Annotated in this window: 27 protein-coding genes; 11 read left to right on the top strand and 16 right to left on the bottom strand. The window is 63.1% G+C overall.

The window, feature by feature from the left end:
- Window positions 1-84: 84 nt before the first annotated feature.
- Together yidD and RCO24_RS00625 are read right to left on the bottom strand one after the other, a co-directional pair.
- A complete protein-coding gene (gene yidD / locus RCO24_RS00620; protein ID WP_308959419.1) occupies window positions 85-474 on the bottom strand; it encodes a membrane protein insertion efficiency factor YidD in 390 nt (129 codons plus the stop codon).
- Complete coding sequence (locus tag RCO24_RS00625; protein WP_308960857.1) at window positions 471-938, bottom strand: iron-sulfur cluster assembly scaffold protein; 468 nt, start codon at window positions 936-938, stop codon at window positions 471-473. Before RCO24_RS00625 ends, yidD begins: the two co-directional genes overlap by 4 nt.
- Window positions 939-1,157: 219 nt before the next feature.
- On the opposite strand from RCO24_RS00625, the gene hisI reads away from it, so the two are divergent.
- Window positions 1,158-1,568, top strand: coding sequence for a phosphoribosyl-AMP cyclohydrolase (gene hisI / locus RCO24_RS00630; protein ID WP_308959420.1), 411 nt, complete (start codon window positions 1,158-1,160; stop codon window positions 1,566-1,568).
- A 306-nt stretch (window positions 1,569-1,874) separates the two neighbouring features.
- Window positions 1,875-2,843, top strand: a complete 969-nt coding sequence (locus RCO24_RS00635) for a patatin family protein (RefSeq protein WP_308959421.1) — start codon at window positions 1,875-1,877, stop codon at window positions 2,841-2,843.
- A gap of 109 nt (window positions 2,844-2,952) precedes the next feature.
- On the opposite strand, the gene RCO24_RS00640 is transcribed toward RCO24_RS00635, so the two are convergent.
- Entirely contained in the window at window positions 2,953-3,384 is a 432-nt protein-coding gene (locus RCO24_RS00640) for a CBS domain-containing protein (RefSeq protein ID WP_308959422.1), read from the bottom strand.
- Between the two features lie 154 nt (window positions 3,385-3,538).
- Window positions 3,539-4,279: a rhomboid family intramembrane serine protease gene (locus RCO24_RS00645; RefSeq protein WP_308959423.1), complete on the bottom strand. Its 741-nt coding sequence runs from the start codon at window positions 4,277-4,279 to the stop codon at window positions 3,539-3,541.
- A 286-nt stretch (window positions 4,280-4,565) separates the two neighbouring features.
- Here RCO24_RS00645 and RCO24_RS00650 point away from each other — a divergent pair, with 286 nt between their 5' ends.
- The 3 genes from RCO24_RS00650 to RCO24_RS00660 all read left to right on the top strand — a co-directional run bounded on the left by RCO24_RS00650 (window position 4,566) and on the right by RCO24_RS00660 (window position 6,986).
- Window positions 4,566-5,252: a PAS domain-containing protein gene (locus tag RCO24_RS00650; RefSeq protein ID WP_308960860.1), complete on the top strand. Its 687-nt coding sequence runs from the start codon at window positions 4,566-4,568 to the stop codon at window positions 5,250-5,252.
- 322 nt (window positions 5,253-5,574) lie between these two features.
- Window positions 5,575-6,204 carry a PilZ domain-containing protein gene (locus RCO24_RS00655; RefSeq protein WP_308959424.1) on the top strand — a complete coding sequence of 210 codons (630 nt, stop codon included), beginning with the start codon at window positions 5,575-5,577 and terminating at the stop codon, window positions 6,202-6,204.
- A 215-nt stretch (window positions 6,205-6,419) separates the two neighbouring features.
- Window positions 6,420-6,986: a transglutaminase-like cysteine peptidase gene (locus RCO24_RS00660; protein WP_308959425.1), complete on the top strand. Its 567-nt coding sequence runs from the start codon at window positions 6,420-6,422 to the stop codon at window positions 6,984-6,986.
- 196 nt (window positions 6,987-7,182) lie between these two features.
- Here the strand turns inward: RCO24_RS00660 and RCO24_RS00665 are convergent, their stop codons facing one another.
- From RCO24_RS00665 to cysE, 3 genes are all read right to left on the bottom strand, one after another.
- Window positions 7,183-7,713 carry a gamma carbonic anhydrase family protein gene (locus tag RCO24_RS00665; protein WP_308959426.1) on the bottom strand — a complete coding sequence of 177 codons (531 nt, stop codon included), beginning with the start codon at window positions 7,711-7,713 and terminating at the stop codon, window positions 7,183-7,185.
- 92 nt (window positions 7,714-7,805) lie between these two features.
- Entirely contained in the window at window positions 7,806-8,021 is a 216-nt protein-coding gene (locus RCO24_RS00670) for a DUF3126 family protein (RefSeq protein ID WP_308959427.1), read from the bottom strand.
- Window positions 8,022-8,041: 20 nt separating this feature from the next.
- A complete protein-coding gene (gene cysE / locus RCO24_RS00675) occupies window positions 8,042-8,920 on the bottom strand; it encodes a serine O-acetyltransferase (RefSeq protein ID WP_308959428.1) in 879 nt (292 codons plus the stop codon).
- Between the two features lie 382 nt (window positions 8,921-9,302).
- On the opposite strand from cysE, the gene RCO24_RS00680 reads away from it, so the two are divergent.
- Entirely contained in the window at window positions 9,303-10,100 is a 798-nt protein-coding gene (locus RCO24_RS00680; RefSeq protein WP_308959429.1) for an enoyl-CoA hydratase, read from the top strand.
- A 568-nt stretch (window positions 10,101-10,668) separates the two neighbouring features.
- Here the strand turns inward: RCO24_RS00680 and RCO24_RS00685 are convergent.
- Together RCO24_RS00685 and RCO24_RS00690 are read right to left on the bottom strand one after the other, a co-directional pair.
- Entirely contained in the window at window positions 10,669-11,016 is a 348-nt protein-coding gene (locus RCO24_RS00685; RefSeq protein WP_308959430.1) for a hypothetical protein, read from the bottom strand.
- A gap of 187 nt (window positions 11,017-11,203) precedes the next feature.
- Window positions 11,204-11,563 carry a hypothetical protein gene (locus tag RCO24_RS00690; RefSeq protein ID WP_308959431.1) on the bottom strand — a complete coding sequence of 120 codons (360 nt, stop codon included), beginning with the start codon at window positions 11,561-11,563 and terminating at the stop codon, window positions 11,204-11,206.
- A gap of 193 nt (window positions 11,564-11,756) precedes the next feature.
- On the opposite strand from RCO24_RS00690, the gene RCO24_RS00695 reads away from it, so the two are divergent.
- Window positions 11,757-12,569, top strand: a complete 813-nt coding sequence (locus RCO24_RS00695) for a transporter (RefSeq protein ID WP_308959432.1) — start codon at window positions 11,757-11,759, stop codon at window positions 12,567-12,569.
- 22 nt (window positions 12,570-12,591) lie between these two features.
- Here RCO24_RS00695 and metH read toward each other — a convergent pair whose 3' ends face one another.
- From metH to RCO24_RS00720, 5 genes are read right to left on the bottom strand one after another with little or no spacing between them, the layout of a single operon-like run.
- Window positions 12,592-15,288 carry a methionine synthase gene (gene metH, locus RCO24_RS00700; protein ID WP_308959433.1) on the bottom strand — a complete coding sequence of 899 codons (2,697 nt, stop codon included), beginning with the start codon at window positions 15,286-15,288 and terminating at the stop codon, window positions 12,592-12,594.
- Between the two features lie 46 nt (window positions 15,289-15,334).
- Entirely contained in the window at window positions 15,335-16,027 is a 693-nt protein-coding gene (locus RCO24_RS00705) for a class I SAM-dependent methyltransferase (RefSeq protein WP_308959434.1), read from the bottom strand.
- Between the two features lie 4 nt (window positions 16,028-16,031).
- A complete protein-coding gene (locus tag RCO24_RS00710; RefSeq protein WP_308959435.1) occupies window positions 16,032-17,093 on the bottom strand; it encodes a homocysteine S-methyltransferase family protein in 1,062 nt (353 codons plus the stop codon).
- 34 nt (window positions 17,094-17,127) lie between these two features.
- The gene (metF, locus tag RCO24_RS00715) at window positions 17,128-18,057 is read right to left on the bottom strand and encodes a methylenetetrahydrofolate reductase [NAD(P)H] (protein WP_308959436.1); all 930 of its coding nucleotides are present in this window, start codon (window positions 18,055-18,057) and stop codon (window positions 17,128-17,130) included.
- Window positions 18,054-19,067, bottom strand: coding sequence for a metalloregulator ArsR/SmtB family transcription factor (locus RCO24_RS00720; RefSeq protein WP_308959437.1), 1,014 nt, complete (start codon window positions 19,065-19,067; stop codon window positions 18,054-18,056). The genes metF and RCO24_RS00720 overlap by 4 nt, the downstream gene beginning before the upstream one ends.
- Before the next feature lie 158 nt (window positions 19,068-19,225).
- Between RCO24_RS00720 and RCO24_RS00725 the strand changes: the two genes are divergently transcribed.
- The 4 genes from RCO24_RS00725 to RCO24_RS00740 all read left to right on the top strand — a co-directional run bounded on the left by RCO24_RS00725 (window position 19,226) and on the right by RCO24_RS00740 (window position 24,830).
- Window positions 19,226-19,882: a hypothetical protein gene (locus RCO24_RS00725; RefSeq protein WP_308959438.1), complete on the top strand. Its 657-nt coding sequence runs from the start codon at window positions 19,226-19,228 to the stop codon at window positions 19,880-19,882.
- 110 nt (window positions 19,883-19,992) lie between these two features.
- Entirely contained in the window at window positions 19,993-20,595 is a 603-nt protein-coding gene (locus RCO24_RS00730) for an ABC transporter substrate-binding protein (RefSeq protein WP_308959439.1), read from the top strand.
- A 193-nt stretch (window positions 20,596-20,788) separates the two neighbouring features.
- Window positions 20,789-23,446: an aminopeptidase N gene (gene pepN, locus RCO24_RS00735; protein WP_308959440.1), complete on the top strand. Its 2,658-nt coding sequence runs from the start codon at window positions 20,789-20,791 to the stop codon at window positions 23,444-23,446.
- 142 nt (window positions 23,447-23,588) lie between these two features.
- The gene (locus tag RCO24_RS00740) at window positions 23,589-24,830 is read left to right on the top strand and encodes a HAMP domain-containing sensor histidine kinase (protein WP_308959441.1); all 1,242 of its coding nucleotides are present in this window, start codon (window positions 23,589-23,591) and stop codon (window positions 24,828-24,830) included.
- A 57-nt stretch (window positions 24,831-24,887) separates the two neighbouring features.
- Here RCO24_RS00740 and RCO24_RS00745 read toward each other — a convergent pair whose 3' ends face one another.
- Complete coding sequence (locus RCO24_RS00745; RefSeq protein ID WP_308959442.1) at window positions 24,888-25,436, bottom strand: periplasmic heavy metal sensor; 549 nt, start codon at window positions 25,434-25,436, stop codon at window positions 24,888-24,890.
- Window positions 25,433-25,954, bottom strand: a complete 522-nt coding sequence (locus tag RCO24_RS00750) for a hypothetical protein (protein WP_308959443.1) — start codon at window positions 25,952-25,954, stop codon at window positions 25,433-25,435. The genes RCO24_RS00745 and RCO24_RS00750 overlap by 4 nt, the downstream gene beginning before the upstream one ends.
- Window positions 25,955-25,966 lie beyond the last annotated feature (12 nt).

The raw sequence follows: 25,966 nt of genomic DNA on the forward strand, positions 1-25,966 counted from the left end.
AAATGCGATCCGAATCCAATCAGATTTCGGACGCCGGTCTACCATGCGGACGGACGCATCCCCACAGGCTGGTTCCGATTAGAGCTAAGATTTCGGCGTGAAATTTTGACCGTCGCCGTGCACTTGGCCACACCCGCCGCCGCAATGGCGCCAGCGGCCGTAAAGCCAGGGCGCAAACAGGTGGCGCTCCTGGCGAATGTCAGGGGCGGGATCGTATCCGGCGCTGCCCCACGGGTGGCATCGCGAGAGCCGCGCGAGCGTCAACCAGAAGCCGCGCCAGGCGCCGTTGGTCTCAACCGAATCCAGCGCATACTCCGAACAGGTCGGCAGATGGCGGCATTCGAGCCCCATCAGCGGCTTCAACGTCCAGCGGTACGCATGAATGGGCGCCTTGGCGAGCGCTTTGCTCCAGCTCGTCATCTCAGGCTTGCACCGGTTGGCGCCCTCCTTGCTCAGATCAATTTGGTCGGTCAAGCCTCGGCTGCCGTGCTGGGCTCGGCGTGGCCGGCCTCCCCGGCCTGATCGAGGGCACGCTCGACGGCTTCGAAAATGAGCAGGGTCGACGCATGGCGGTGGGGGTAATCCTTCACCGGCTGGAGCAGGCCGAGATCCGCCCAGCGTCCCTCGGGGCGCGGTCCGCCTGCTTTCAACATGCGCCGCATGGCGGCAGCCACAGCGCGGAATTCCTTGGGCTCGGTGCCGACGATCTCGCGGCCGACGACGGCGGCCGACGCCTGTCCGAGCAGGCACGCCTTGACCGTCTGGCCGAAATCCGTGATGCGGCCACCCCCGAGCTTCAGATCCACCTCGATGGTCGAGCCGCAAAGCTTCGAATGGGCGCGGGCGGAGACGTCGGGATGTTCGAGCCGATGCGCACGGGGGATGTCCGCGGCCAGCTCGAAAATTCTCTGGTTGTAGATGTCGTCGAGATCCGCCATCGCGCTCTTCCAGCCTTCCGCAAGCTTTACTTCCGTTCTTGCCACGGCGCGCAGGCCTGTCACATCCCTGCTTTCGCCTTCTGCCGCTTTTCGACCGGCGGCATTCGCCCCTATATAGGGCGTCTCCCTATATAGGGGGTCCCAGGCGGGCATTCGAGTTGCATTGGCGCGACATTCCGTGCCCTTTCCTGGGCTTAATGCCCCGAGGTTTTGAGGCCTATGACCAACACTCCTACCGAAGCCAATCCCGCCGATGTCGAGCAGGGCTCGCTTTTTCAGCCGAAGTTCGACGCGGACGGCCTGGTCGGCGCCATCGTAACTGAAGCAGCCACGGGCGTCGTTCTGATGTTTGCGTGGATGAACGAAGAGGCGCTCAGGCTTTCTCTCGATACGGGGATCGCCCATTTCTGGAGCCGGTCGCGGCGCAAACTCTGGCGGAAAGGCGAGGAAAGCGGCAACACGCTTCAGATCCAGGAAGCACGCGTCGATTGCGACCAGGACGCGATCTGGCTCAAGGTTGCCGTCGCCGGCGACGGGGTGGCGTGCCACACGGGCGCAAAATCCTGCTTCTACCGGACAATCGCGCTCGGCGGGGGCAGCCCGGCGAAGCTCGGCCGATCCGAATTCTGAGGGTCATTCTGGGCTCAATCCCCGCCCCGCTCCCATCTGGTAATCTCGCCAGCGTGCACTCTTTCATCGCCGGCTGCGAGCCTCGCGACGAAACTTTTGGTGCTCTGCAGCGTTGAAACTTAGCTGCGCTGCAGCGACGATTTCTCAAACCGGATCACATCCTTGGTAGGGGGGCTTTAATCGGAATCTGGTAGGTTCCAATTAAGGTTTGAGGGGACCCGCGGCTCGATGTCGTGACAGGTCTCAGGGACACGTCACACCGGCCGAAACGCCGTTCGTCGGCAAGGCTGGAGAGTGGAGACCGCCATGTCGATCGCCAACGCCACTGCCAACAAGGTCAAAATCGGGCTTGCCCTCGGGGGCGGGGCGGCACGCGGATGGGCACACATCGGCGTTCTCCGCGCGCTCAACAAAGCCGGTATCAAGCCCGACATCATCGCGGGAACCTCTATCGGCGCCGTTGTCGGTGCCTGCGATGTGACAGGGCATCTGAACGAGCTTGAAGATTTCGCCCGCGAACTGACACGGCGGCGCGTACTCGGATATCTCGACTTCAATCTTTCCGGCACGGGATTGATCACCGGCCATCGGCTCGGTGAGCGCCTTCACAAGCACCTCGGCGATACGCGCATCGAAGATCTGCCGCGCCGCTTCACGGCGGTCGCGACCGAGATCGGTACGGGACACGAAGTCTGGCTGTCTCGCGGCAGCCTCGTCGAGGCGGTGCGGGCGTCCTACGCGTTGCCCGGCATGTTCCGCCCGGTGAAAGTCGATGGCCGCTGGCTATTCGATGGCGCGCTGGTCAATCCGATCCCGGTTTCGGTCTGCCGCGCGCTCGGCGCGCGCTATGTGATCGCCGTAAACCTCAACATCGACATCTCGAACCGCGGCACGATTTCCAACATCAATCCGATGCCGGGAAGCGATCTCGAGATGGACGAAACGCCGCCCGTGACCGGCAAGAACGGCATCGCAGTGCGCCGGCTGCTACAGCGGCAGATCCTCGGCAAGGGCGACGACGTGCCCGGTATCTCGACGGTCGTGGTCGACGCCTTCAACATCGTGCAGGATCGCATCGCGCGCTCGCGGCTGGCTGGCGATCCGCCGGATTCCATGATCAGCCCGCGGCTGCACGGCATCGGACTTTTCGATTTTCATCGTGCCGAAGAACTGATCGCGCGTGGGGAGACGGCCGCCAAGCGCGAGATCGAGGATCTCGCGCGCGAGCTCAACCTTCGCGAAGCGGCCCGCGAGGAACCCCACGCCTCGGCATAGAGGCACCAGCACGTCGCAAAGCGAATAAATAAAAACGGCGCACCCTAAAGTGCGCCGTCGCTATTTTATGACTTCGCCAATCGGCTTTTTTAGAGCCAGCTTTCTCGCGTCAGCCGGTGGCGAGATAGTTGCGCATGGCCGAAACTTCCATTTCGACCTCGGCCACATGGAATTTCACGACGTCTCCGATGGAAATAATGCCGACCAGGGCGTCGTCCTCGATAACAGGCATATGGCGGAAACGGCCTTTGGTCATGGTCTCCATAAGCTCGTCGATCTCGCTGGTCTCCCGGCACGACACGACAGTGCGGGTCATGACCTCCGAGACCATCAGGCCCAAGGCCGGAGCTCCGCGCTCGGACACCGCACGAATGATGTCGCGCTCGGAGATGATGCCGGCAACGTTGCCGTTCTCGCCCACGACAACGATCGCGCCGATCTTTTTGGTTCCGAGTTTCTTTGCGACGTCGAGAAGCGAGGCATTGGGGCGGACCGTCGAAACGGCTCGTCCTTTCAACTTCAGTATCGATGCGACGTTCATGAACGTATCCTCCCGTTCGCCACCGACCGAGATGCGGCTTGCGCATCTTCCGGACCCGGAGCGAACGTTTTGTTCTTCAGGGTCATCATTGGTCGAGTCTGAAAACAACTTCGACAATCAAGAGTGATGCAAACCCGCATCTCGCGCAAGAGTTTCAATCATTGTTTGGTTGCGGAATATCCTTGGAAGCAGAGACGTTATCGAAAAGGCCATAAGTAAAGATCCCTATGACGTAACCGCCGAGATGGGCTTCCCAAGCAATTCCCGCCCCGTTTTGTGCACCGCCAAAACCGACAATCGTCAATACGTTCATGATGACTAGAATTGCACTGGTCAGCAGAATGCGGCGGTCCGTTAAAGCTTCGCCCAGCGTCATCAACCGAACCGATCGCGGTGCTTCACGCAAGCGACGGAACCCGCCGGAATCTATTGCGGGAAATAGAAATCTTAAGGTGGCGCCCATCAGGCCGGAGATTGCTCCGGAGGCGCCGATCATCGGCTGCAGCAAATCGCTGTTGGCGAGATAGAACGCTCCGGCGCCGGCAAGGCCGCAAAGCAAAAAGAACAGCAGAAAACGAAGCGTTCCCGTTCGCTCGGCTACCGCACCGCCGAAGGCGAGTAGCCAGGCCGAATTCAGCGCGAGGTGCACCCAGTCGCCGTGCACCAACATGTGGGTAACCGGCGAGGTCAACATCGCCAGCTGGCCGCCGGGCAGCTCGGCCGCCAGCTCTCCGTAGCGCGCGGGAATGAACGCCATCGCAAGGACGAACCAGAAGTCGTCGTCCGCTGAAAGCAGGCTGCGTCCCAGATGGACCGCAACGAGCACGGCCAGGACACCAACGACACATTTCGGGACATTGAAGATCGGCTCGTGGGACGGCACCGTTGGGGTCACTTAAGTCTCCTCTATGGGTCTTCGACCCTTCCAGTGCCCGCGGCGGGCCGAAAAACGGGCCAATCCGCTCGAATTAACGTCCTGAGCAGGCCGTCGGGTTCTGCGGACCTCTCATTGATCTGCCGCTGCCCCTCGTCGTGCATATGGCATGGAAGCTGCTTTTGTCGACGGCAAGGCTTGATCCGGGACTTTTCTATCCTCCCCTCAAGAGCCCCCAACCTCGAGAGCTTCCGCTCTTGAACCGGCGTTGCAGCCCCCTGCAGCGCGGCAGGAGACACGCGTGCTGATGAAACCCGAAATGAAACATGCCGCCTCGCAGGCGCTTTATGCGTACTGGAACGAAGTTCGCGGCAGCCGTCTCGCCCCCCGGCGCCTTGAAATCCAGCCTGCCCGCATCGGCACCTTGCTGCTCGACACTTTCATTCTCGAGCACGGCGGCGGCCACGATTTCCGCTTCAGGCTGGCCGGAACCCGCGTCGCCTCGCGGTTCGGGATGGATCTCAAATCCCAGGATTTTCTGGCCTGCTGGAGCGAGGGAGACAGAGACCTTCTGGCCTATCATCTGTCCGCGATCAGCGAACTCGGGCGGGTCGGCCTCTTTACCGGCGAAGCCAAGATCGCATTCGATCCCGCGGGGCGCGAGCGGCCTGAGCCGCGCCTGTTCGAGTTGCTGGTGCTTCCGCTCGTTCATACCGGACAGGCGATGGACCGTTTCCTTTGCCTTCTGGTTCCGCTCGACGAACCGGCAACCACCCCCGAGCGCAGAATTCAGGGGCTCAAGCTGCTTGCGGCCGAGGCCATCTGGCCCAGCGGAGTGTCCGGAGATTGCCGTCAGTTTGACGATCGTCAGCTTCCGCTCGATCCCCAGGTTCGCCATGCCCGTATCGTCCGGCAAGGGCGACGCCAGTTCAGGGTCTATGAAGGTGGCCGCGTCGACGGGGGGCCGGAACCGGCGACGGCCGAACGGATCTGATCCGGCATCCGGCCCGCGAAGCGGCCGAACCTCAATTTCGACACCTTGCGACCCCGGCGCGTGCCCTACGCGGCGGGGTCTGTCGCATTCCCCACCTCCAAATTTTTCATGCGGGCGCCTTGCGCATGAAACCTTGGTCCGGCGGCTCGCGTTTCCTCTCCGCGCTCGACGCTGACGTGTGGCTTTGGCGTGCGGCTTTGGATCAGCGGTTAGTCGTTCATTAAGTCTGTTGTTCCAATATGGGACTTCATGAGCCGCAACCGGTTGTAATGCCGTTTCGAGGCCGTGGAGAGCGTTCGCACGTTTCTGCCTGGGACTTGTCATGTCAACTAGTTCTGCCAGCACCCTCAGAACATCCATCAGGCTCGACACGCGGATCGTACCCGATCGCCGCCGGCATCGGCGTTTCTCCCTTGCCCTGCTCGGCCGCTTCATGCGCGCCAACAAGCAAGAGTTTCCGTGCCGCCTCAATGACATTTCCGTCGGCGGCGCCTCCGTCATGGCCCCCGTCGATGTCGAGATCGGCGAGCGGATCGTTGCCTATTTCGACGAGATCGGCGGCCTCGAAGGCGTCGTCGTCCGGACATTCGAAGGCGGCTTTGCAATCAGCTTCAAGGTCACCCAGCACAAGCGCGAGAAACTCGCCGCTCAGATTACGTGGCTGGTCAACAAGGAGGAGCTCGGCGGAAGCATAGGACGCCGGCACAAACGCTTCGACGTGGTGAATAAAACGTCAACGCTCAAGCTCGCCGACGACACGTCCGTCGATTGCCGCGTGCTCGACGTCTCGCTTTCCGGCGCCTCGATCGAAACGGAGGCCCGCCCGCCCATCGGCAGCGATGTGATGTTTGGGAAATTGCGTTGCAGGGTCATGCGCTACCACGACCGCGGTATCGGTGTGCAATTCCTCGATATCCCGGACCCGGAAGCATTGCGGCGATATTTCGGCTGACGAGCGAACGGGCGGTGTCTCCTGTGGAACTACAGTTTAGCTCAAATTTTGCTCGATTTCTGGCGGCGTACTTCAGAGGACCACGACGTTTGTCGCGTACGTTGGTCTGCGTAAGAGGGATAGTAGGGGTAGTGAGTATGAAGCGTTTCGTTGTCTGCTTGGCCAGTGTCCTGGCGGGATTTGCGGGAGCGACCAGTGCGTTCGCAGATCACTCCATGTCCCGCTCCGCAAACGGCGTCTCTCCGTTCATGCGGGTGTACGGCCCCTCGCAGCCTCCCTATGGGTTCGTCCGGTTCTGCGAAAGCCATCCCGTGGATTGCGCGCCCCAGCGCATCGAGGATGTCCGCTTCCAGCCGACGCCCGAGCGTCTTTCCGAACTCGACGAAGTCAATCGCTGGGCCAACCACATCATCGCGCCGGCAACGGACCAGGAAATCTACAACGTCAGCGAATATTGGACGTATCCGGTCGACCGCGGCGATTGCGAAGACTATGCGCTGCTGAAGCAGAAGATCCTGCTCGAGCGCGGCTGGCCGAAGAGCTCGCTGCTGCTCACCGTCGTGCGCGACGAAAAGGGCGAAGGACATGCCGTGCTTACGGCCCGTACCGCGCAGGGCGATTTCGTACTCGACAATAAAGTCGACGACGTCCGCCTCTGGAATGCGTCGGGCTACTATTTCATCATGCGCCAGTCGTATCTCGATCCGCGCGTGTGGGTTTCGCTCGATGCCAACGATCGGTCGGTTCCCGATGCCATCGCCGGTGTTCGCGAAGGGCACTAGCTCTTCGCAGGCACCTTTGCCTTCCGTCACGTTCACTGCCGTTTGACTTCGAGCCCGGTACCCTGCCCTGCCCCCCCACCGGGCTCACCTCAGAGCCGGACGCGATCCCCCCCCTCGCGTCCGGCTCGACTTTTTTCGAGACAGCCGTTGCGGCTTTCGGGCGGGTTCGATGGATCGTGGTCGCGGGCAATCGGGCTCAGGGCGTTGGCTTGAAGCCGGCCTTGTAGCGCTTCCAATTCGCGACATAGCGGCCGGCGCCGCGGCCGAAGCGGGCAACGTCCTCGTCCGTCAACTGGCGCACGATCTTGCCCGGCGAGCCGATCACCATGGAGCGCGGCGGGATCACCTTGCCTTCGGCAATCAGCGTATTGGCGCCAATCAGGCACTCCTCGCCGATGGTCGCGCCGTTGAGGATGATCGAGCCGATACCGACGAGGGTGCCGCGTCCGATGGTGCAGCCGTGCAGCATGACCATGTGGCCGATGGTGCAATCCTCGCCGATGGTCAGCGGGTAGCCGGGATCGGTGTGCAGCACGCAGCCGTCCTGCACATTCGAGCGGGCGCCGACGCGGATCAGCTCATTGTCGCCGCGCAGCACCGCGCCAAACCAGACGCTCGCGTCGGTCTCGATCGCGACCTTGCCCAGCACGACCGCGTTGGGCGCCACCCAATAGCTTCCGTCGGCCGGCGTTTCGACGCTCGTCCCATCCAACTCATACAGCGCCATACTCGTGCCCTGCCGCAGCTTTTCGTGATGTCGTCTTGTCGTGCTTCCCCGATTGCCGTGGCCCCGATCGGAGCCACGCGAAAAGCGGGCGCTTACGCTTCCTCGAGGTCCATCTCCAGGATGGCCATCTGGAACTGGTACGACACCTCGCCGTCCTCGTCCTCGCGGAAGAGAATGGCGACGAAATCGTCACCGATATAGACCTCGGCCGAGTCATCCTTCTTGGGACGCGCGCGAACCGTGAGGTTCTTGGTGCCGAACGTCTTCCTCAGATAGGTCTCGATACGGGCAAGTTCGTCCTTCTTCACGTCGTGCTCCTTTTTGCTCGTCACAGCATTGCGTAGTCGTCAGGTCCCAATCCGGAATCGGTGGGAACGAACGTTTGATCCATTGTGCGCCCGGGCGCAGACGTTCCGGCCGGCCCGACAACGCGCGCAGGCACGCCGGCGACGGTTACGTGCGGCGGCACATCGGCCAGCACCACACTGCCCGCGGCGATGCGCGAGCAATTGCCGACGTGAATGTTGCCGAGCACTTTTGCGCCGGCGCCGATCAGCACGCACGATCCGATCTTGGGATGGCGATCGCCGGTCTCCTTGCCGCTGCCGCCGAGCGTGACGGCATGCAGCAGCGAGCAGTCGTCGCCCACCGTCGCCGTCTCGCCGATCACGACGCCTGTGGCGTGATCGAGCATCAGGCCTTTGCCGAGGCGGGCGGCCGGATGAATGTCGACGGTGAACATGCGCGAGGACTGGCTCTGTAAGTAGAATGCGAAATCGCGACGGCCCTGGCGCCACAGCTCATGGGCGAAGCGGTAGGTCACGAGGGCGTGGAAGCCCTTGAAGTAGAGAAACGGTTCAAGGTAGCGGGTGCAGGCCGGATCGCGGTCGAGCACGGCCGCGAGATCGGCGCGGAAAGCTTGCCCCAGCGCCGGCTGGGAAGCCGCGACGTCCCGGAAGGTGTGCACGATCAGCGCCGCGTCCACATCGGCATGGCCGAGGCGTTGGGCGATGCGATGGATGATCGCTTCTTCGAGATGATCGTGGCTTGCGACCGTCGCGTAGATGAAGCCCGTCAGCGCGGGTTCGGCGGCCATGGCTGCATCGGCTTCGCTGCGAAGCGCGCGCCAGATCGGATCGGCTTCCGCGCGCAGCGGGACGGCCTGACGCTCGGCCTTGCCGGCCCCCGTATGCTTGGCGCTGCTCATATCCGTTGCTCCTTGTCACCTCGCGGGCCAGCGTAAGGCAGGCCCCGACTGCGGGGTGAACGCCAACACGACCGGCCCTCGTGCACGGACCGGCCAGGGCTGCATTATACGATCACTCCGGCTCCGCCGTCAGATGGATCGTGGCCCAAATTCGAAGTACGGGGTATCGGTGCGGGAGGGCTCCGTCAATCTAAACCTCCGCCTCAGCCTCCTCGCCATTTGTCCAAGACCTGCCCCGAGTTGCAGAGGGAGGTTCGTCCCCCCTCTTGAGGCTTGGCGCCACGTTGCACACGGCGGCCCCTGCCTTCAATCTGGGTTATCGCGGCCCCGCATTTCCCGCCTCTCTGCTATACGCTCTCGGGCCATCGAAAGGACTTCCCGCATGACCGACACGGCCACCGCCCCGGATCTCACGCTCGAAATCGACGGTCCTATTGCCTGGATCGTGGCCAACAATCCCGAGCGGATGAACGCCTATACGGCCCGGATGTGGGCTCGCATTCCGGAGCATGTGCAGGCCGCCGAGGAAACGCCAGGCGTGCGGGTGGTCATTCTACGCGGCGCGGGCACGCGCGCGTTCTGCGCGGGTGCCGACATCTCCGAATTCGAAAGCGCCCGGACCGGGGCCGCGGCGGCCGACTACGACCGGCTGAACCACGAGGCGTTCTCGGCGCTGCTCTCGATCACCAAGCCGGTGATCGCCATGATCCACGGCTTCTGTCTCGGCGGCGGGTTCGGCATCGCCGCCTGCGCCGACTTGCGGCTCGCCGACCACAAGGCGCAGTTCTCGATCCCCGCCGCCAAGCTCGGCCTCGGCTATAATCCCCGCTGGGTGCCGCCGCTGCTCGCACTGGCGCCGCCTGCATTCCTCAAGGAGATGCTGTTCACCGGACGGCGCTTCTCAGCCGCCGAAGCCGAGCGCATCGGTCTCGTCAATACGCTGGTCGAGACCGACAACCTCGAAATCGCGGTGCGTACGCTCGCCAACGAAATTGCATCGAACGCGCCGCTCACGGTGCGGGCTGCGAAGCTCACGATCGACGAACTCGTTCGCCATCCGGAAAATCCGGACCACTCCGGGCTCGATGCGGCTATCGAAGCTTGCTTCACCAGCGCCGACTACGAGGAAGGGCGGCGCGCCTTTCTCGAAAAGCGCAAGCCGGTGTTTACGGGACGCTGAGATCAAAAGGGCGTTCGGGCCTTGCGCCCGCACGCCTATTCCTCGCGATTTCGAAAATTTTCTTTCGTAGCGTCGCTCGCATTGCAGCACGCGCCCGCGCACCCTCATTTTCGGGCAAATTTTTCGCTCGCCGCGCCTGGAATGCGGCATTCCATGATGCGCTGCACGATTGTTTTCGCTTGGCACGGAACAATTTTGCCGAATACTTCATTTGTCCCGCACGGGTGTCCTGGTCTCTGCGGGACCGCTCGCATCTCTCTTTTCTCTTTTTGTGTTGTGTAGTTCCCCCGAGCCGGCTCAGCCGGTCTTCTTTGTTGACCGGTTCTGCCGGTGGTTTTCCGGTTTGGAGGCAACGATGGACCTAACCACGCGACTGAACGTTCTCGCCGCACTGGTGTCCTTCGGTTTCATCGCTGCAATCGTGATCGGCATGGTTTGAGCCCCCGTCGCCGGCCCTGACGATCGAAGCGATTTCAGCTCCCGTCCGCTTCTCCCTGACGCGGACGCTCAAAAGAAAAGGCGCGAGACCCCGGGTCTCGCGCCTTTTTTCAATCCGTTTCGCCTCAGCCTAGCGCTTCAGGTGATAGCCGAGAATGGCGCCCGCCAGCACGGCGTACTCCGCCCGCACGCGGCCCCACGGAATTTCCGAAAGCAAGGGCAGCTGCGGACCCCACGTCCAAAGCACGGCGGCGATGAGGCCCAGTCCCAGCGCCCAAGACAGCGTGTGGCTCGAAGGCGCGCCGACATCCTTCAGCACTTGCGCCGCGATGACGCCGATCAGGAACACGACGATGGCCGCCGCGACGGCGAAAATGAACAAACGAAAATCGCCGATTTTAATGAAGCCCATAATGGCCTGGCTGCCGAACCAGCCGAGAACGATCTGGAGCAGCAGCAGTACAAGACGTCCAAGCATATGAATATCTCCCCCAGTTTCCAGTCGGCTTTGTATGCCGGTGAAACACCGCGCACCCCAACCCCGCCGACGCGCCTGTGCTCCAAAAGTTTAGAGCATGATTCATGTGTCAAAATCACACGAACCGGCGCGCTCCTCGTCTAGCACGAAGATCAGTAATTCGGAACAAGGGATTGCGCGGAGCGGCTCAGGCCGCGTGACGCGTCGTCGTGAAGAAATATCCGGCCATCGCCGCCGCGACCGGCGCAAAGGTGAAGAGGTGCCCGGCGAACTCCGATTGTCCCGCCACCGGCGCAACGAAAACGATCGCGACGGCCGCGGCGATGATCGCGAACGAAACGGCGGCCACGAGCGAGAGAAGAGAGGGGCGCGCGATCGTCGGCGTGATGCGCGATCCGATGAAGGCGCCGATAAGGACGATCAGGGCTCCGACGGCGGCCACGACGTAATAGTAGGTGGGGCCGTATTCTAAAAACATGCCGACGAGATTTGGCGCGGCAATCCACGCGGCTGCAGCCTGAGCCACGGCAAGATTCACGAACGGCATGGGCTTCCCCCCAATTGGACACGACAACCCGCGGGGCCTTCGCGATCCTGGAAGGTACCCGCCCCAACTTTCTATGCCACGTTTCCCACGTCCTCGACAGGGTGCCTTACAAAAGGGGCGCCCCCTTTCACCGTCGGGTAGAATCGCGTGTTTTGGCGCTTATTCGCCTCCAGAGTTTCCGGATTTGCTCCTGATGATGTTCCGATCCTGCCGCGTCGCTGTTCTCGGTATTGCCTTGCTGTTGCCGATCCATGCGTCCGCCGATGAATTGCGCGACTTCTGTGCGGACCGGCCAGGGCTCGGCACGCCGACGTGCATCGTCGATCGGGGGCACGTCGTCATCGAAACAGGTCTGGCGGATTGGACGGGCGAGTTCGACAGGCCGACGCGCACCGACACGGTGGTGGTTGGGAACCTATTGGTTCGGTATGGCCTGACCGATACGCTCGAAGCGCAGATCGGCTGGGACGGATACAATTTTCAACGGATGCGTGACACGCGCGGCGGCCTCTTCGCCGAACGCATCGACGGCGCCGGCGACATGACGTTGGCTTTGCGCCAAAGCCTGCGCAATCCCGACGGCTCCGGTTTTTCCGTCGCGGTCATGCCCTACACGACCGCTCCCACCGGCTCGGACGTGTTCAGCGCCGGCGATTGGGGCGCTGGCGTCATCGTGCCGATCAGCCTGGACCTCGGACACGGCCTTTCACTCGGGCTCTCGCCCGAGATCGACGCGGCCGTCGACGGAGACGGCGATGGCCGCCACACAGCCTACGGCTCGGTGGTGGGCCTCGGCATCACGCTCGGCGAAACCGTCTCAGCGGCGCTCGAAACGTCCGTGTTTCGCGACGAGGATCCGTCTGGACCTACGACGATTGCACTCGTCGGCCTCGCCTTCGCGTGGCAGCCGATCGAGAACCTGCAGCTCGACGTTGGTGCCGTCGCCGGGTTGAATTCCGGCAGTCCGGACGCAGAGGTCTACGCCGGCATCGCGCGACGGTTCTGAGCTTCGCTCAACTCTCCTACCTTCAGGCGGCGTTGTTGCGCGCCGAGACGGCATCGTAGTTGAGCACAGGAGCCAGCCAACGCTCGGCTTCCGAGACGTCCCACCCCTTGCGGCGCGCATAATCCTCGACCTGATCGCGCTCCACCTTGCCGACGCCGAAGTACTGGCTCTCGGGGTGCGAGAAGTAGAGACCCGACACGGCCGCACCCGGCCACATGGCGTAGCTTTCAGTGAGCTGGATGCCCGTCTCGGCCTCGACGTTCATGAGGTCCCAGATCGTTGCCTTCTCGGTGTGATCGGGCTGGGCGGGATAGCCGGGGGCCGGACGGATGCCTTGGTACTTTTCCAGGATGAGTTCGTCGTTGGTCAGCTTCTCAGCGGAGGCATAGCCCCACAGCTCACGGCGCACCTTGGCGTGCAGGGCCTCGGCGAAGGCTTCGGCCAGGCGATCGGCCAGCGCCTTCATCAGAATGCGGCCGTAGTCGTCGGTGGCCTTGAAGTGCTCGCTCAATGCCGCTTCCTCGCCGATGCCGGTCGTCACGGCGAAGGCGCCGACATAGTCGGCGAGCTTGGTTTCCTTCGGCGCCACGAAATCAGCGAGCGCGATGTGTGCGCGATCGCGGGAGGGGTCGCGGGCGATCTGCTGGCGCAGCGTAAACAGCTTCGCACGCTCCTTGGAGCGCGTTTCATCGGCAAAGAGCGCGATGTCGTCGCCCTCGCTGTTGGCAGGCCAGAAGCCGACGATGCCGTTTGCCGTCAACCATTTGCCGGCGACGATACGATCCAGCAACACCTTCGCGTCGGCAAAGAGCTTTCGCGCCTCGACGCCGACCTTGTTGTCGTCGAGGATCGCCGGATAGCGGCCGGTCAGCTCCCAGGTCTGGAAGAAGGGCGTCCAGTCGATGTAGGGAACGAGGCTTCCGAGATCGAAATTCTTGAACGTGCGCGTGCCGAGGAAGCTCGGCTTCGGCGGCACGTACGACGACCAGTCGATCTTGACCTTGTTAGCCCGCGCCGCGGCAAGCGTGATGCGCTGCTTCTTGGCTTCGTTCGCGAGGTGGGCTTCGCGCACCTTCACATATTCGGCCTTGATGCCGTCGACGTAGGGCTTGCTTTCGGTTTCCGACAGCAGGTTCGAAACGACGCCAACCGCGCGGCTCGCGTCGAGCACGTAGATGGCCTGGCCGTTGTGGTAGTTGGGGCTGATCTTCACGGCCGTGTGCACGCGGCTCGTGGTAGCGCCGCCGATCAGCAGCGGCACGGCAAAGCCTTCGCGCTCCATCTCGGCTGCAACGAAGCACATTTCATCCAGCGACGGCGTAATGAGGCCCGACAGGCCGATGATGTCGGCCTTCTCGCGCTTTGCGGTTTCGAGAATTTTCGCGGCCGGAACCATCACGCCGAGGTCGATCACCTCGTAGTTGTTGCACTGGAGGACGACGCCGACGATGTTCTTGCCGATGTCGTGCACGTCGCCCTTGACGGTCGCCATCACCACCTTGCCGGCGGCCGGCATCTGATCGACACCCGACAGCCGCTTTTCCTCTTCGAGGTACGGTTGCAGATAAGCCACCGCCTGCTTCATCACGCGGGCGCTCTTCACGACCTGCGGCAGGAACATCTTGCCGGCACCGAACAGGTCGCCGACCACGCTCATACCGGCCATCAGCGGGCCTTCGATGACCTGCAACGGCTTCGGCAGTTTCTGGCGGGCTTCCTCGGTGTCGGCTTCGATGAAATCGGTGATGCCGTGGACGAGCGAATGCGTGAGCCGATCCTCGACGCTTCCTTCGCGCCAGGTGAGATCCTTCTCCTTGGCCTTGGCGCCACTGCCGTCGCCCTTGAAGCGGGGTGCGGCTTCGAGCAGGCGGTCGGTCGCGTCGGGACGGCGATTGAGGATCACGTCCTCCGAAAGCTCGCGCAGCTCAGCCGGGATGTCGTCATAGAGCGCGAGCTGGCCCGCGTTGACGATGCCCATGTCCATGCCGGCCTGGATGGCGTGATAGAGGAACACCGAGTGCATCGCCTCGCGCACCGGCTCGTTGCCACGGAAAGCGAACGACAGGTTCGAAACACCTCCCGAGATATGCACGAGCGGCATCTTTTCCTTGATCTGGCGCGTCGCCTCGATGAAGGCGATACCGTAGCCGTTGTGCTCCTCGATGCCGGTCGCGACCGCGAAGATGTTCGGATCGAAGATGATGTCCTCGGGCGCAAAGCCGATCTTCTCGGTCAGGAGCTTGTAGGCGCGCTCGCAGATCGACACCTTGCGCTCTATTGTGTCGGCCTGGCCCTGCTCGTCGAACGCCATGACAACCACTGCGGCGCCATAGCGCTGCACCTTGCGGGCGTGTTCCAGGAAGGCTTCCTCGCCCTCCTTCATGGAGATCGAGTTGACGATCGGCTTGCCCTGCACGCACTTCAAGCCCGCCTCGATGACGCTCCACTTGGAGCTGTCGATCATGATCGGCACGCGCGAGATATCGGGCTCCGAGGCGATGAGGTTCAGGAACGTCGCCATCGCCTTCTCGGAATCGAGCAGGCCCTCGTCCATGTTGACGTCGAGCACCATGGCGCCGGCCTCGACCTGCTGGCGCGCAACCGCGAGCGCGGCCGAGTAGTCGTTCGCCTCGATGAGCTTTCTGAACTTCGCCGAGCCGGTGACGTTCGTCCGCTCGCCGACGTTGATAAAGGATTGCGCTGCGGAGGATGTCATCACGTCGAATTCCGGGTTGAATTGGCCAAAGACAGACAAATGAGTTGTTTCATGCGAAGGCGAGCCAGCCCTTGATAGCAAGTCCGCGGAACATGGGGGTCAGACGTTCAAAGCCCGCGTTGGTCAGGAGTTCTTCTTCACGCTCCTCAGAGACCACCGCGACTTTCTTGAAATTCTCGCCGTTGCTCACGGCGTGTTCTTCCGCGACACCATTCCGGATGGCATGGCGAATCCAGATACGCCGCAAGAGTTCGGTCCTCTCTTCGCCGGCAACGCCGACGCCGTCAACGATGGCGAGCGGCGCGCCCGGCTTCATGCGCGCGTGGATGTCCTTCAGGAATGCCAGTTTCGAGCCATCGTCCGGCACGAAGTGAGCCGTCAGGATACACGTCGCAGCGTCGAAATCCTTGTCGTCCAACCTGTCAATGGTTTTGGCGTGAAGCTCGCTGCGGGCGCCGACTGGCGTGTCGGCCAGACGGCGGCGCGCCAGGTCGACCATGGTTTCGTTGGTATCGACACCGACGAACGACCACTCCGCATTGTTCCGACCGAGACGCAGGAGCTCCTCGCCCCCGCCTGCGCCGACTACCAGTATTCTTGCTGGCCCTGCCGGCAAAAGCTCCAGAAGCGACGCCTCAACGATCACGAATATCGCCTGCCGACCGGGAACAAACTGCTCGGCCAGCTTCGCATAGTCGTCAAGGTCGGGAAGCTTATGGCCCTCTGACTTCATCACCGTCATTCGCTCACCCATGCACGAAGGGCTCGAGGCCGGAGAGGCGCATCTTGGGTGCGATCTCGGGGATCGAGCGCGGCTTGTGCTTGGCGACGTGCTCGGCGATGTGCTGGATGTGATCGGGGGTCGATCCGCAGCAGCCGCCGATGATGTTGATCAGCCCATCCGCGGCCCACGGCTCGGTGGCGCAGGCCATGTCGTCCGGCGTCTCGTCGTAGCCGCCCATCGCGTTCGGAAGCCCCGCGTTCGGATAGGCCGAGATACGTACGTCGGCGACGTGCGACAGCTCCGCCAGGTACGGGCGCATCAGGTCGGCACCCAGCGCACAGTTGAGACCGATTGAGAACGGCCTCAGGTGGCGCATCGAATACCAGAAGGCTTCCGGCGTCTGGCCCGAGAGCGTGCGCCCCGAGCGATCGGTGATGGTGCCCGAAATCATGACGGGCAGCGTCACGCCGACCTCATCGAACACCTCGAGCGTCGCGAGGCCCGCGGCCTTGGCGTTCAGGGTGTCGAAGATGGTCTCGATCAGGATGATGTCCGAGCCGCCCGCGATGAGGGCCTTGACCTGCTCCTTGTAGGCGTCGCGCAGTTCGTCGAAGCTCACGTTGCGGAAACCGGGATTGTTGACGTCCGGCGAGATCGACGCGGTGCGGTTGGTGGGACCGACGGCGCCAGCCACGAAACGCTGCTTCTCGGGCGTCAGCTTGTTGTATTTATCGGCCGCCGCACGGGCGAGCTTCGCTGCCTCAACGTTGATCTCATACGACAGATCCTCCATGCCGTAGTCGGCCATGGAGATCCTCTGCGCGTTAAACGTGTTGGTCTCGATGATATCGGCGCCGGCCGCGAGATACTGCTCGTGGATGTCCTGGATGATCGCGGGCTGCGTGAGCACCAGCAGATCGTTGTTGCCCTTGATATCGCGCGTCCAGTCCTTGAAACGCTCGCCGCGATAGCCGGCCTCGTCGAGCGTGTGGCGCTGGATCATGGTGCCCATGGCGCCGTCGATGATGAGAATGCGCTCCGAGGCGGCTTTCTCCAGCGCCTTCCAGCTTTCGATCTTCTTCATTGTGTGCACTCGAATTCTTCTGACGTGGACGATTTCAGCTTGCGGCCTTGCGTTGCTCGAGCGGCGCGACCTTGAGCGGCCGCAGCCCGAGAAGATGGCAGATGGCATAGACGAGATCGGCCCGGTTCAACGTGTAGAAGTGGAAGGTCTTGATACCCTGGTCGACGAGGTCCATCGCCTGTTCGGTGGCGACCGCCGCCGCTACCAGATGGGTGGTCGCCGGGTCGTCGTCGAGCCCCTCGAAGCGACGCGCAAGCCAAGCCGGCACGCTGGCACCGGCTCTCACGGCAAAGCCCGCGACCTGGCGGAAGTTATGGATCGGCACGATACCGGGCGTGATCGGCACCCAGATGCCGGCTCCGCGCGCCCGCTCCAGGAAGCGCAGATAGTGCGTATTGTCGAAGCCGAACTGAGTGATGATCCGATCTGCACCGGCATCGACCTTGGCTTTCAGGTTGTCCATATCGGCCACGAGCGACGTGCTCTCGGGATGCTTTTCCGGATAGCCGCCGACCGAGATCTCGAAGTTGCCGATCTTCTTGAGGCCGGCAACGAGATCGGCCGCGTTGGCGTAGCCGCCCGGGGTCGGCGTGTAGCGCTGTCCGACGCCGCTTGCGGGATCACCGCGCAGCGCCACGATATGGCGAACGCCGGCGTCCCAATAGGCTTGCGCGACCGCATCCACCTCCTCGCGCGTGGCATCCACGCAGGTGAGATGCGCCGCCGGCCGCAGCGCGGTTTCATTGATGATGCGCGTGACCGTCGTATGCGTGCGCTCACGCGTGGAGCCGCCCGCGCCGTAGGTCACGGACACGAACTCGGGGCAGAGCGGCGCGAGGCGCTTGATGGCCCCCCACAACGCATCTTCCATCTTCTCGGACTTGGGCGGGAAGAACTCGAACGACACGTCGATCTCACCAGCACCGAGGAGGCGGCTTTTTCTTTCATTGGCTGGAGGTGTCATTGGCTTATCCGTTCCAGTTTTTGTGGTTTTGACGTTGGTGCTGTGGTGTCCGGCCTGCGGGCGAGCCACAGCGAAACCGTCAGCTGCTGGCGATCATCGTGGGCTTCCGGCTCGAGTGTGCGCACCTCGACACCGGTCAGACCCTGCTCCTCGAGCCACGCCTTCACCTGGTGCGCATCGAAGCCGAGCCGCTCGTGGGCATGGCGCTCGCGCAAGGCTTCGATCTCGTGCGGGGCGAAATCCACGATCAGAAGCCGGCCGCCCGGCGCTAAGATCCGCGCCGCCTCGCGCACGGCATGGGCCGGCTCCGAAAGATAGTGCAGAACCTGATGCATCACGACCCCGTCGGCGACGCCGTCCGGCAGGGTCAGGTCGTATATATCGCCGTGGCGGACCTCGGCGTGCGCGAAGCCCGACGTGTTGAGCTTACTCGCCGCATAGGCCAGCATCGATTTGTTGACGTCGAGGCCAATGCCGCGCTCGTAGCGATCGGCAAACATTTCCAGCATGCGGCCGGTTCCGGTGCCAAGGTCGACGAAGACCTTGAACGGGGCGCCGGCCAGCGCATCCGCAATGGCGCTTTCGACAGACGTCTCCGACACATAGAGGGCGCGAATGCGATCCCAGTCGGCGGCATGCTCACGGAAATAGGATTGCGCTGCCGCTTCGCGCTCGCGCTTCAAGGCCTCGGCCCGTTCGCTGTCGCGGCGCAGGCCCGGATCGCTCGTATCGACCGTCTCGAGGATGCGACGCACCAGCTTGCCGCCCTCGGAGCGATCGGACACATGGAAATAGACCCAGCTTCCCTCGCGGAAGCGCTCGATCAGGCCGGCTTCGGCCAGAAGCTTCAGATGCCGGCTGATGCGCGGCTGGCTTTGGCCCAGGATCTGCGTCAGGTCTTTGACGTTCAGCTCGCCGGCCGCCAGCAGCAGCAGGATCCGCAGGCGCGTCGTCTCAGCCGCCGCCTTGAGCGCCGCTACCAGATCCTGTGTGTCGAGAATCCCTGACATTCGCCAATCCACCTTCTGGATCGGAACATATAAAGATATGTTTATGTGTCAAGGTGGATTTACGTATGGGACGGCTGATCACGCCTGCGTAACCATGTCGTAAGCCCAATGCCCTATAGTTCCGGGCTTGGCGTGTTTTTCGCGGGGGCGGATTTTCCATGCACGGCACTGAGTTTGATCAGTTTTCGACCTTCAATCCGTCGCTTTCCAATCGCCCTTCCCCCGCCCCCATTGTGCTGGAGCAAGCCGCCGAAGGATCGGGACGGTTCGTGCTCCTGGCCGTGCTTTGCCCCATTCTGCTGGCCCTCATGGCGCCGTTCTGGCTGGTGTTGACCCAGATCGTGTCGGACCCTGCCGCTCGGGCACTCGTGGCCGGCCGGCCATTTTTGGCTGTCCAGCTCGGCCTCGGCTTGATCGTTCTGGTCTGGATTTTCGGCTGGCCGTTGGCGCACTTAGCGATGGGAGCGCTTCGCCGCCGTGTTGTCACCATCGAAAATGGCCGCGTTAGCAGCAAGGAAACCGGGCTTTTCGGGAGAAGGAGCGGGTGGAGCGAACCGCTTACCGCGTACGCTGGGCTCACCCGCCGCGTCCGCAGCTCACTATCCGGGGCCAGGCAGGAGCTGGTGCTGGTGCATCAACGGTCCTCGCGATCGGTGATTTTGCAGAGCGCGCCGCACATTTCCCAGGAAACGGTCGATCTCGCGGCGCGACTTTTCGCCCTTGCCGAAATTCCGTCGCGGGAGGCCGCTAACTTCACCCCCTTACATGGCCATTTCCGTCTCGCCGAGCCTCAAACCCGACTTTCTGCAGCCTAGACTTACGGTTGTGAGGCTTTGACTAGACGGCGCCAGCGTGCTGAATGAGGGAACGCGGCCGGTTGGGCCTCAGGGGGCTCGGCCACGCTCAAAAAGCGGAGCTAAGTTTGATGACGTCGGTTTGCCAGCGCTCGTTCCATTTCGCGAGCGCTTTCAGGATTAGTGCAGCAGCAATCCTTTCGTTCGTGATGCTGACGGCAGGTTCGCTCAACGCGGCCGCCGAGACGCCGGCGGGCTACATGCAGCGCGTCGCGAACCAGCTGATCGCCGCCCAGCGCTCCGGATCCGAATCCGATTTTGCGACGACCGTCCGCAGTCACGCCGACGTTCCCGCAATCGGGCTCTCGGCGCTCGGCTCCTATGCGCAAACGCTCTCGAAAGCTGACCGCCCCGCCTATTACAACGGCATGATCAGCTTCATCGCGCGCTATGCCGCCAAGGAGGCACCGAAGTATCCGGTCGCCCGCGCAATCATGGTCGGGCAGACGAAAGAAACCGCCGCCGGCATCTACGTCGACAGCCGCGTGACGCTGGTCTCGGGCGAGACCTACGACGTGCGTTGGCGTCTGGTGCGCCGCGGTGGCGTGTTCAAGGTTCGCGATGCGGAAATCATCGGCTTCGAGATGACTTCGTTCCTGAACACGCTGTTCCAGAATTTCATCTCCGAGAACGGCGGCAACCCGCGTACGCTGGTGCTGGCACTCAACCGCTAGATCCGACGTCGCGGACTGCTGTACGCGGTTCTTTCGCGCGCGGGGCGATCTTCGCGCTCGCGAAGCGCAGATTGGCTTTGCCAAACATGCGCCTCGGGGCAAACTCGGGTTAAGGTTCAAGGCTCGGCGCCGATTCTGATGCGTTCGGATTTCTCGTCCGAAGCAGAGCCGGCCTCACCTTCCCGGAGTTGCCATGAAGCCCGACACGCCCCGCACCCATCGTCTCAAGGACTATCGGCCTCCGGCTTACCTGGTCGATCATGTCGACCTCGATTTTGCACTCGATCCGACCCGGACGGAGGTTCGCGCCGCGCTTAAGATCCGGCGCAACCCGGCAGCCGATGCGCCCGCGGGCAAGGCGCTGATCCTCGATGGCGAGCAGCTCGAACTCGGCGGCGTCGCGATCGACGGCAAGCCGCTTTCGCCGGGCGACTACGCCGTCGACGACAAGACGCTCACGATCCCGAAGGTTCCCGCCAAGCCGTTCACGCTGTCGCTCACGACCTTCATCAATCCGGAAGAGAACAAGGCGCTGCAGGGGCTCTATCGCTCACGCGGGGTGTTCTGCACGCAATGCGAGGCGGAGGGCTTCCGCCGCATCACCTACTTCCCGGACCGGCCGGACGTGCTGTCCACGTACACGTGCCGGATCGAGGCTGACACGGCACTGGCGCCGATCCTGCTCGGCAACGGCAATCCGGTCGAGCGGGGCAAGCTCGCGCGTGGCACCCGCCATTTCGCGGTCTGGCACGATCCGCATCCCAAGCCCTGCTACCTGTTCGCGCTCGTCGGCGGCGATCTTGCGCACGTCGCCTCGACCTTCAAGACGATGAGCGGACGCAAAGTCGACCTCAAAGTCTACGTCGAGCACGGCAAGGAAGCGCGCGCCGCGTGGGCAATGGACAGCCTCAAACGCTCGATGCGGTGGGACGAGCGGCGCTTCGGGCGCGAATACGATCTCGACGTATTCAACATCGTCGCCGTGTCGGACTTCAACATGGGCGCGATGGAGAACAAGGGCCTCAACATCTTCAACGACCGCCTGATCCTCGCCTCCCCCGAGACGGCAACCGACGCCAACTTCGAATCCATCGAGAGCGTCGTGGCGCACGAGTACTTCCACAACTGGACCGGCAATCGCATCACCTGCCGCGACTGGTTCCAGCTCTGTCTCAAGGAAGGGCTCACGGTCTATCGCGACCAGGAATTCTCGGCCGACGAGCGTTCGGCCACCGTGCAGCGGATCCTCGACGTGCGCCTGCTCAGGTCCACGCAGTTCACCGAGGACGCCGGCCCGCTCGCTCATCCGGTGCGGCCCGAGGCCTTCATCGAGATCAACAATTTCTACACGCCGACCGTCTACGAGAAGGGCGCCGAGCTGGTCCGCATGATCGAGACCATCCTCGGGCGCGAGGACTTCCGCCGCGGCATGGACCTCTACTTCGAGCGCCATGACGGGGAAGCCGCCACCATCGAGGATTTCCTCAAGTCGTTCGAGGATGCCTCGGGGCGCGATCTCTCGCATTTCAAGCTCTGGTACGGACAGGCCGGCACACCGGAGCTCGTCTGCTCGCTGGCCTACGACAAAGCCAAGAAGCAGGCCGAACTCAAATTCGAGCAGGTGCTGCCGCCGACACCGGGCGAAAGCAAGAAGAAGCCGCTGCACATCCCCGTACGCGTTGGCCTCATCGGCGCCAACGGGCAGGAGATCGCGCTCAAGCGCGAGACGGGCGAGGCGATAGAGGATGGCGTGCTGCATCTCACTAAGCGCACGCAGACGTTCCGCTTCAGCGACGTGCCCTCGTCACCGGTGCCGTCGATCCTGCGGGGCTTCTCGGCGCCGGTGAACGTCACGTTCAACCTCTCGGACCGCGAACTCGAATTCCTGATGGCGCACGACAGCGACCTGTTCAATCGCTGGCAAGCCGCCAATACCTACGCGACGCGCACGCTGGTCGACATGGTCAAGAGCCTGCGCAAGGGCGAGAAGCCGAACGGGCGCGCCAGCGGCTTTGTAAAGGCGCTTGGCATCGCCGTCGGGCTCGACGATCACGAGGCGGCCTACCGGGCAGAGTTGCTCAAGCTTCCGAGCCAGGCCGACATCGCACGCGTCATCGGCCGCAATGTCGATCCGGGCTTGATCTTCCGCGCGCATCGCCAGCTCGCCAAGCTCACCGGCACGACACTCGGCTCGCTGCTCGAAGGGCTCTACGACGAAGCGAAGCCCTCAGGCAGCTTCTCGCCCGACGCCAAGAGCGCGGGGCAGCGAGCACTCCGGAATGCAGCTCTCACGCTGCTGACCGCGCGCGGTACGGCTGCCGACGAGGCCCGCCTTGCCAATCATTTCTTCAAGGCCGGCAACATGACCGACGAACAGCATGCGTTGATGCTGCTCGCCGCCGGATCGCACCCTGCCCGCGAGAAGGCCTTGGCCCGCTTCCATGACCGCTGGAAGGACGATCACCTCGTTATCGACTTCTGGTTCGCCGCGCAGGCGCAGTATCCGCAGCGCCCGGCCATCGCCCAGATCAAAGCGCTGACCCGCCATCCCCTGTTCAGCCTCACCGCTCCGAACAAGGTGCGCGCGCTCGTCGGAACCTTCGCGATGCAGAACCAAGTGCAGTTCCACCGGCCCGACGGCGCGGGCTATGACTTCGTCGCCAAACAGGTGCTTGCCATCGACCGGTTCAACCCCTCGATCGCGGCCCGGATGCTGGTCGCGTTTCGTTCCTGGCATACGCTCGAGGCGGAGCGGAGAGCGGCTGCCAAAACGGCCCTGCAAGGGGTTGCAAAGACTCCCAATCTGTCTGCTGACGTTTATGAGATCGTGTCCAAGATGCTCGATCAGTAACACCTTCGAAAACTCTGATTGGGCTCATTTAATCTCCCTCGACACAGCCGGCTCGAATCGGTGAACTAAGGGTGTGATTCGCCGGCGTACCGGCAGTTTCCCAATCCGCAAAAAACACGAAAATTCCCATTGGAGACGAAGGATGGCTGGGACCCTGTCGGCCTGTCCAAAGGACGAGTCTGGCCTCGCGGATGTCGGTATCGCCGCTGGTGATCCGGCCCCCGATGAAGCGGCTTGGCTTCGTCTTTTTGCCGAGCCGGGTCTCGTTCGTTTTGTACAGTCCGCCGCCCTTCTCCAGGCGGGCGCTCTCGCCATCGCTTTCGTGCATCCCATTCCGGCGTCGACGCTTACTCTTCTCGTCGCCGGTTTGATCGTCACCTTCGTTCTACTTTCCCTTCCACGTCTGGCTGCCTTCCCAGGGGCCGGCTCAGGCGCCATCGAGACCATCTCTTCCTCTAGACACTCCTCTTCTCTCTCTGCCTCACAGTCTGATCTCTCCCACTCCTCTCTCTCTCACTCACATCACTCACACTCTCAGGCCGATCTCTCCCCGGCAGTCCGGGGCAGCGGGGCTTTGCCCTCCCCGCTGCCCTTCATGGGGGATCGGATCACGCTCGATCCGAACGCTATTCAATTGACCGGCCTCGCCCGCGCCGCCGCGCGTCTCAGCCGCCTATCGCCGGTTCGCGGACATCCGTGGGGCGAACTCATCGCCCGCGTCAGCCACGAGCTCCGCACGCCGCTCAACGCCGTCATCGGCTTTTCCGATGTCATGCAGTCCGAGTTGCTGGGGCCTGTCGGCCATCCGCGTTATCGGGAATACGCCAAGCACATCCGCGACTGCGGGCGCGACCTGCTCAAATCCGCAGAAGATACCCTCGCCATCACCTGCCTGCTCGATCACGATCCCAATTCTTCGGTCGATACCGGCGTCGATTTTCAGCGGATGGTGGACGAGGCCTGGGCCTTCCACGCAGACGCCAACATCGGTCATGGCCTCACGCTCGATGCCGACATTCCCGCCGGGCTCGAGGTGCTGGTCGAAAGCCGCCCGATGCGGCAGATCCTGATCAACTTGTTCGCGGAAGCGGTGCGCCGATCGGATGCCTGCGGCAGCGTCGGGCTGGTGGCCACCGTCGATGGCGATCTGGCCCAGATCGAAGTGTTCTTGCGCGGCCGCCCCGACGACACCTGCGTCGGACAGGCCTCACTGCCGATCTGCTTGGCGCGCGCGCTCCTTGAGCTCAACGGCGCGGCTCTGATCGAGACCGACGATCCGCATTCGACCTGGCGGGCGGTGACGGTGCTCCGCTGCGCGGCTCAGAGCGACTTCTTCCGACTTCCCGAGATGGCCGAGCGGCCGCAGCACGCACATCTCTGCTAGAGGTGTTGCCGGTCTGCTGAGAGGCGTCGTCGGCTAGAGGTGCGTCGCCGGCGCTAGCTATTCCGGTTTTCCGTCAGCGTCTTTCTTCTCTTCTTTCGCCTTGCGCCGCTGGTGGAAGTGCTCGCTCCGCTTGCGCCACCATTCGGAAAGCGTGCGCCTCTCTTCGGCGGTCAGCTTCTCGGCATGGCCGACGAAAACCCCGACTGCAGCCTGGCGAAGAGCGCGCTCCTTGTCGGCGACATTGGCGATCGCGGCTTCGAGCGCGGCTTTGTCAAATGGATCAGCTGCGAGCTTGTCGGCCGCGTCTCGCCGTGCAGCGCCGATCTCATCGATCAACGGGCGAAACGTGACACGATCCTGACGGAGCTGCTTGCGCAGCTCCTTGCGCCGGTCGTCGGGCAGCTTGTGGGTGAGGCCATAAAGACCGAAGTCTTCACGCGCTCCGTGTCCAAAGCGCGGGGGATGCTTCTTGAACCCGTACATGGTGCCGGCCACAGCGCCGATGATCAGCAGGTTCAATGCCAGTGACGCGATCAGCGCATACTTCAGGCGGCGCGATCCCTTGGCGGGCGGCTCGGATGTCGGAGGCGTAACGACGTCGCTCACAGCATATCCTCCTCGAACATGCTGATGGCGTCGCTATCGAGCGCAAGCTGTCCCGGATCGATCTCAGATTCGATGGAGGCGTTGGCCGTCATCAACGGCTCGACCGCCGTGTTGAACGTGCCGGATAGGCCGGAAAAGGCGCCGAGCACAAGCGACGCCGCGAGCAGAGCCGCAGCGGGCCACTGCGCCTCGGCCGCGCGCGGCGCGCGGCGCTGGAACGCGGAGACAGGCTTGGCGCCGGGCGGGCGTGTGGCCGCCGGCTTACCGTCCATCGCCGACGCAAGAATGCGATCTGCAAGCGCGCGCGTGTCGATTTCCGGCATCGGCGCGAGATCCAGCAGCCGATCCAGCGCCTCGGCCTCGCGCAGCCGCTTCTGGGCTTCGGCGCTGGTGGCCAAAAGGCCGGCCAGATCCCGGCGCACCGGCAGAGGCCAGCGCGTGCGGTCGCTCCCGAAACGTTCGAGGACCAGCTCGAGCGCATCGAGCCCCGTCCCGTCCTTCATGTTCTTCTCAGTCATTGCCGTTGTCCC

Origin of the sequence: Hyphomicrobium sp. LHD-15, assembly GCF_031157355.1 — a bacterium.
In the GTDB taxonomy this organism is placed as follows: Bacteria; Pseudomonadota; Alphaproteobacteria; order Rhizobiales; family Hyphomicrobiaceae; genus Hyphomicrobium_C.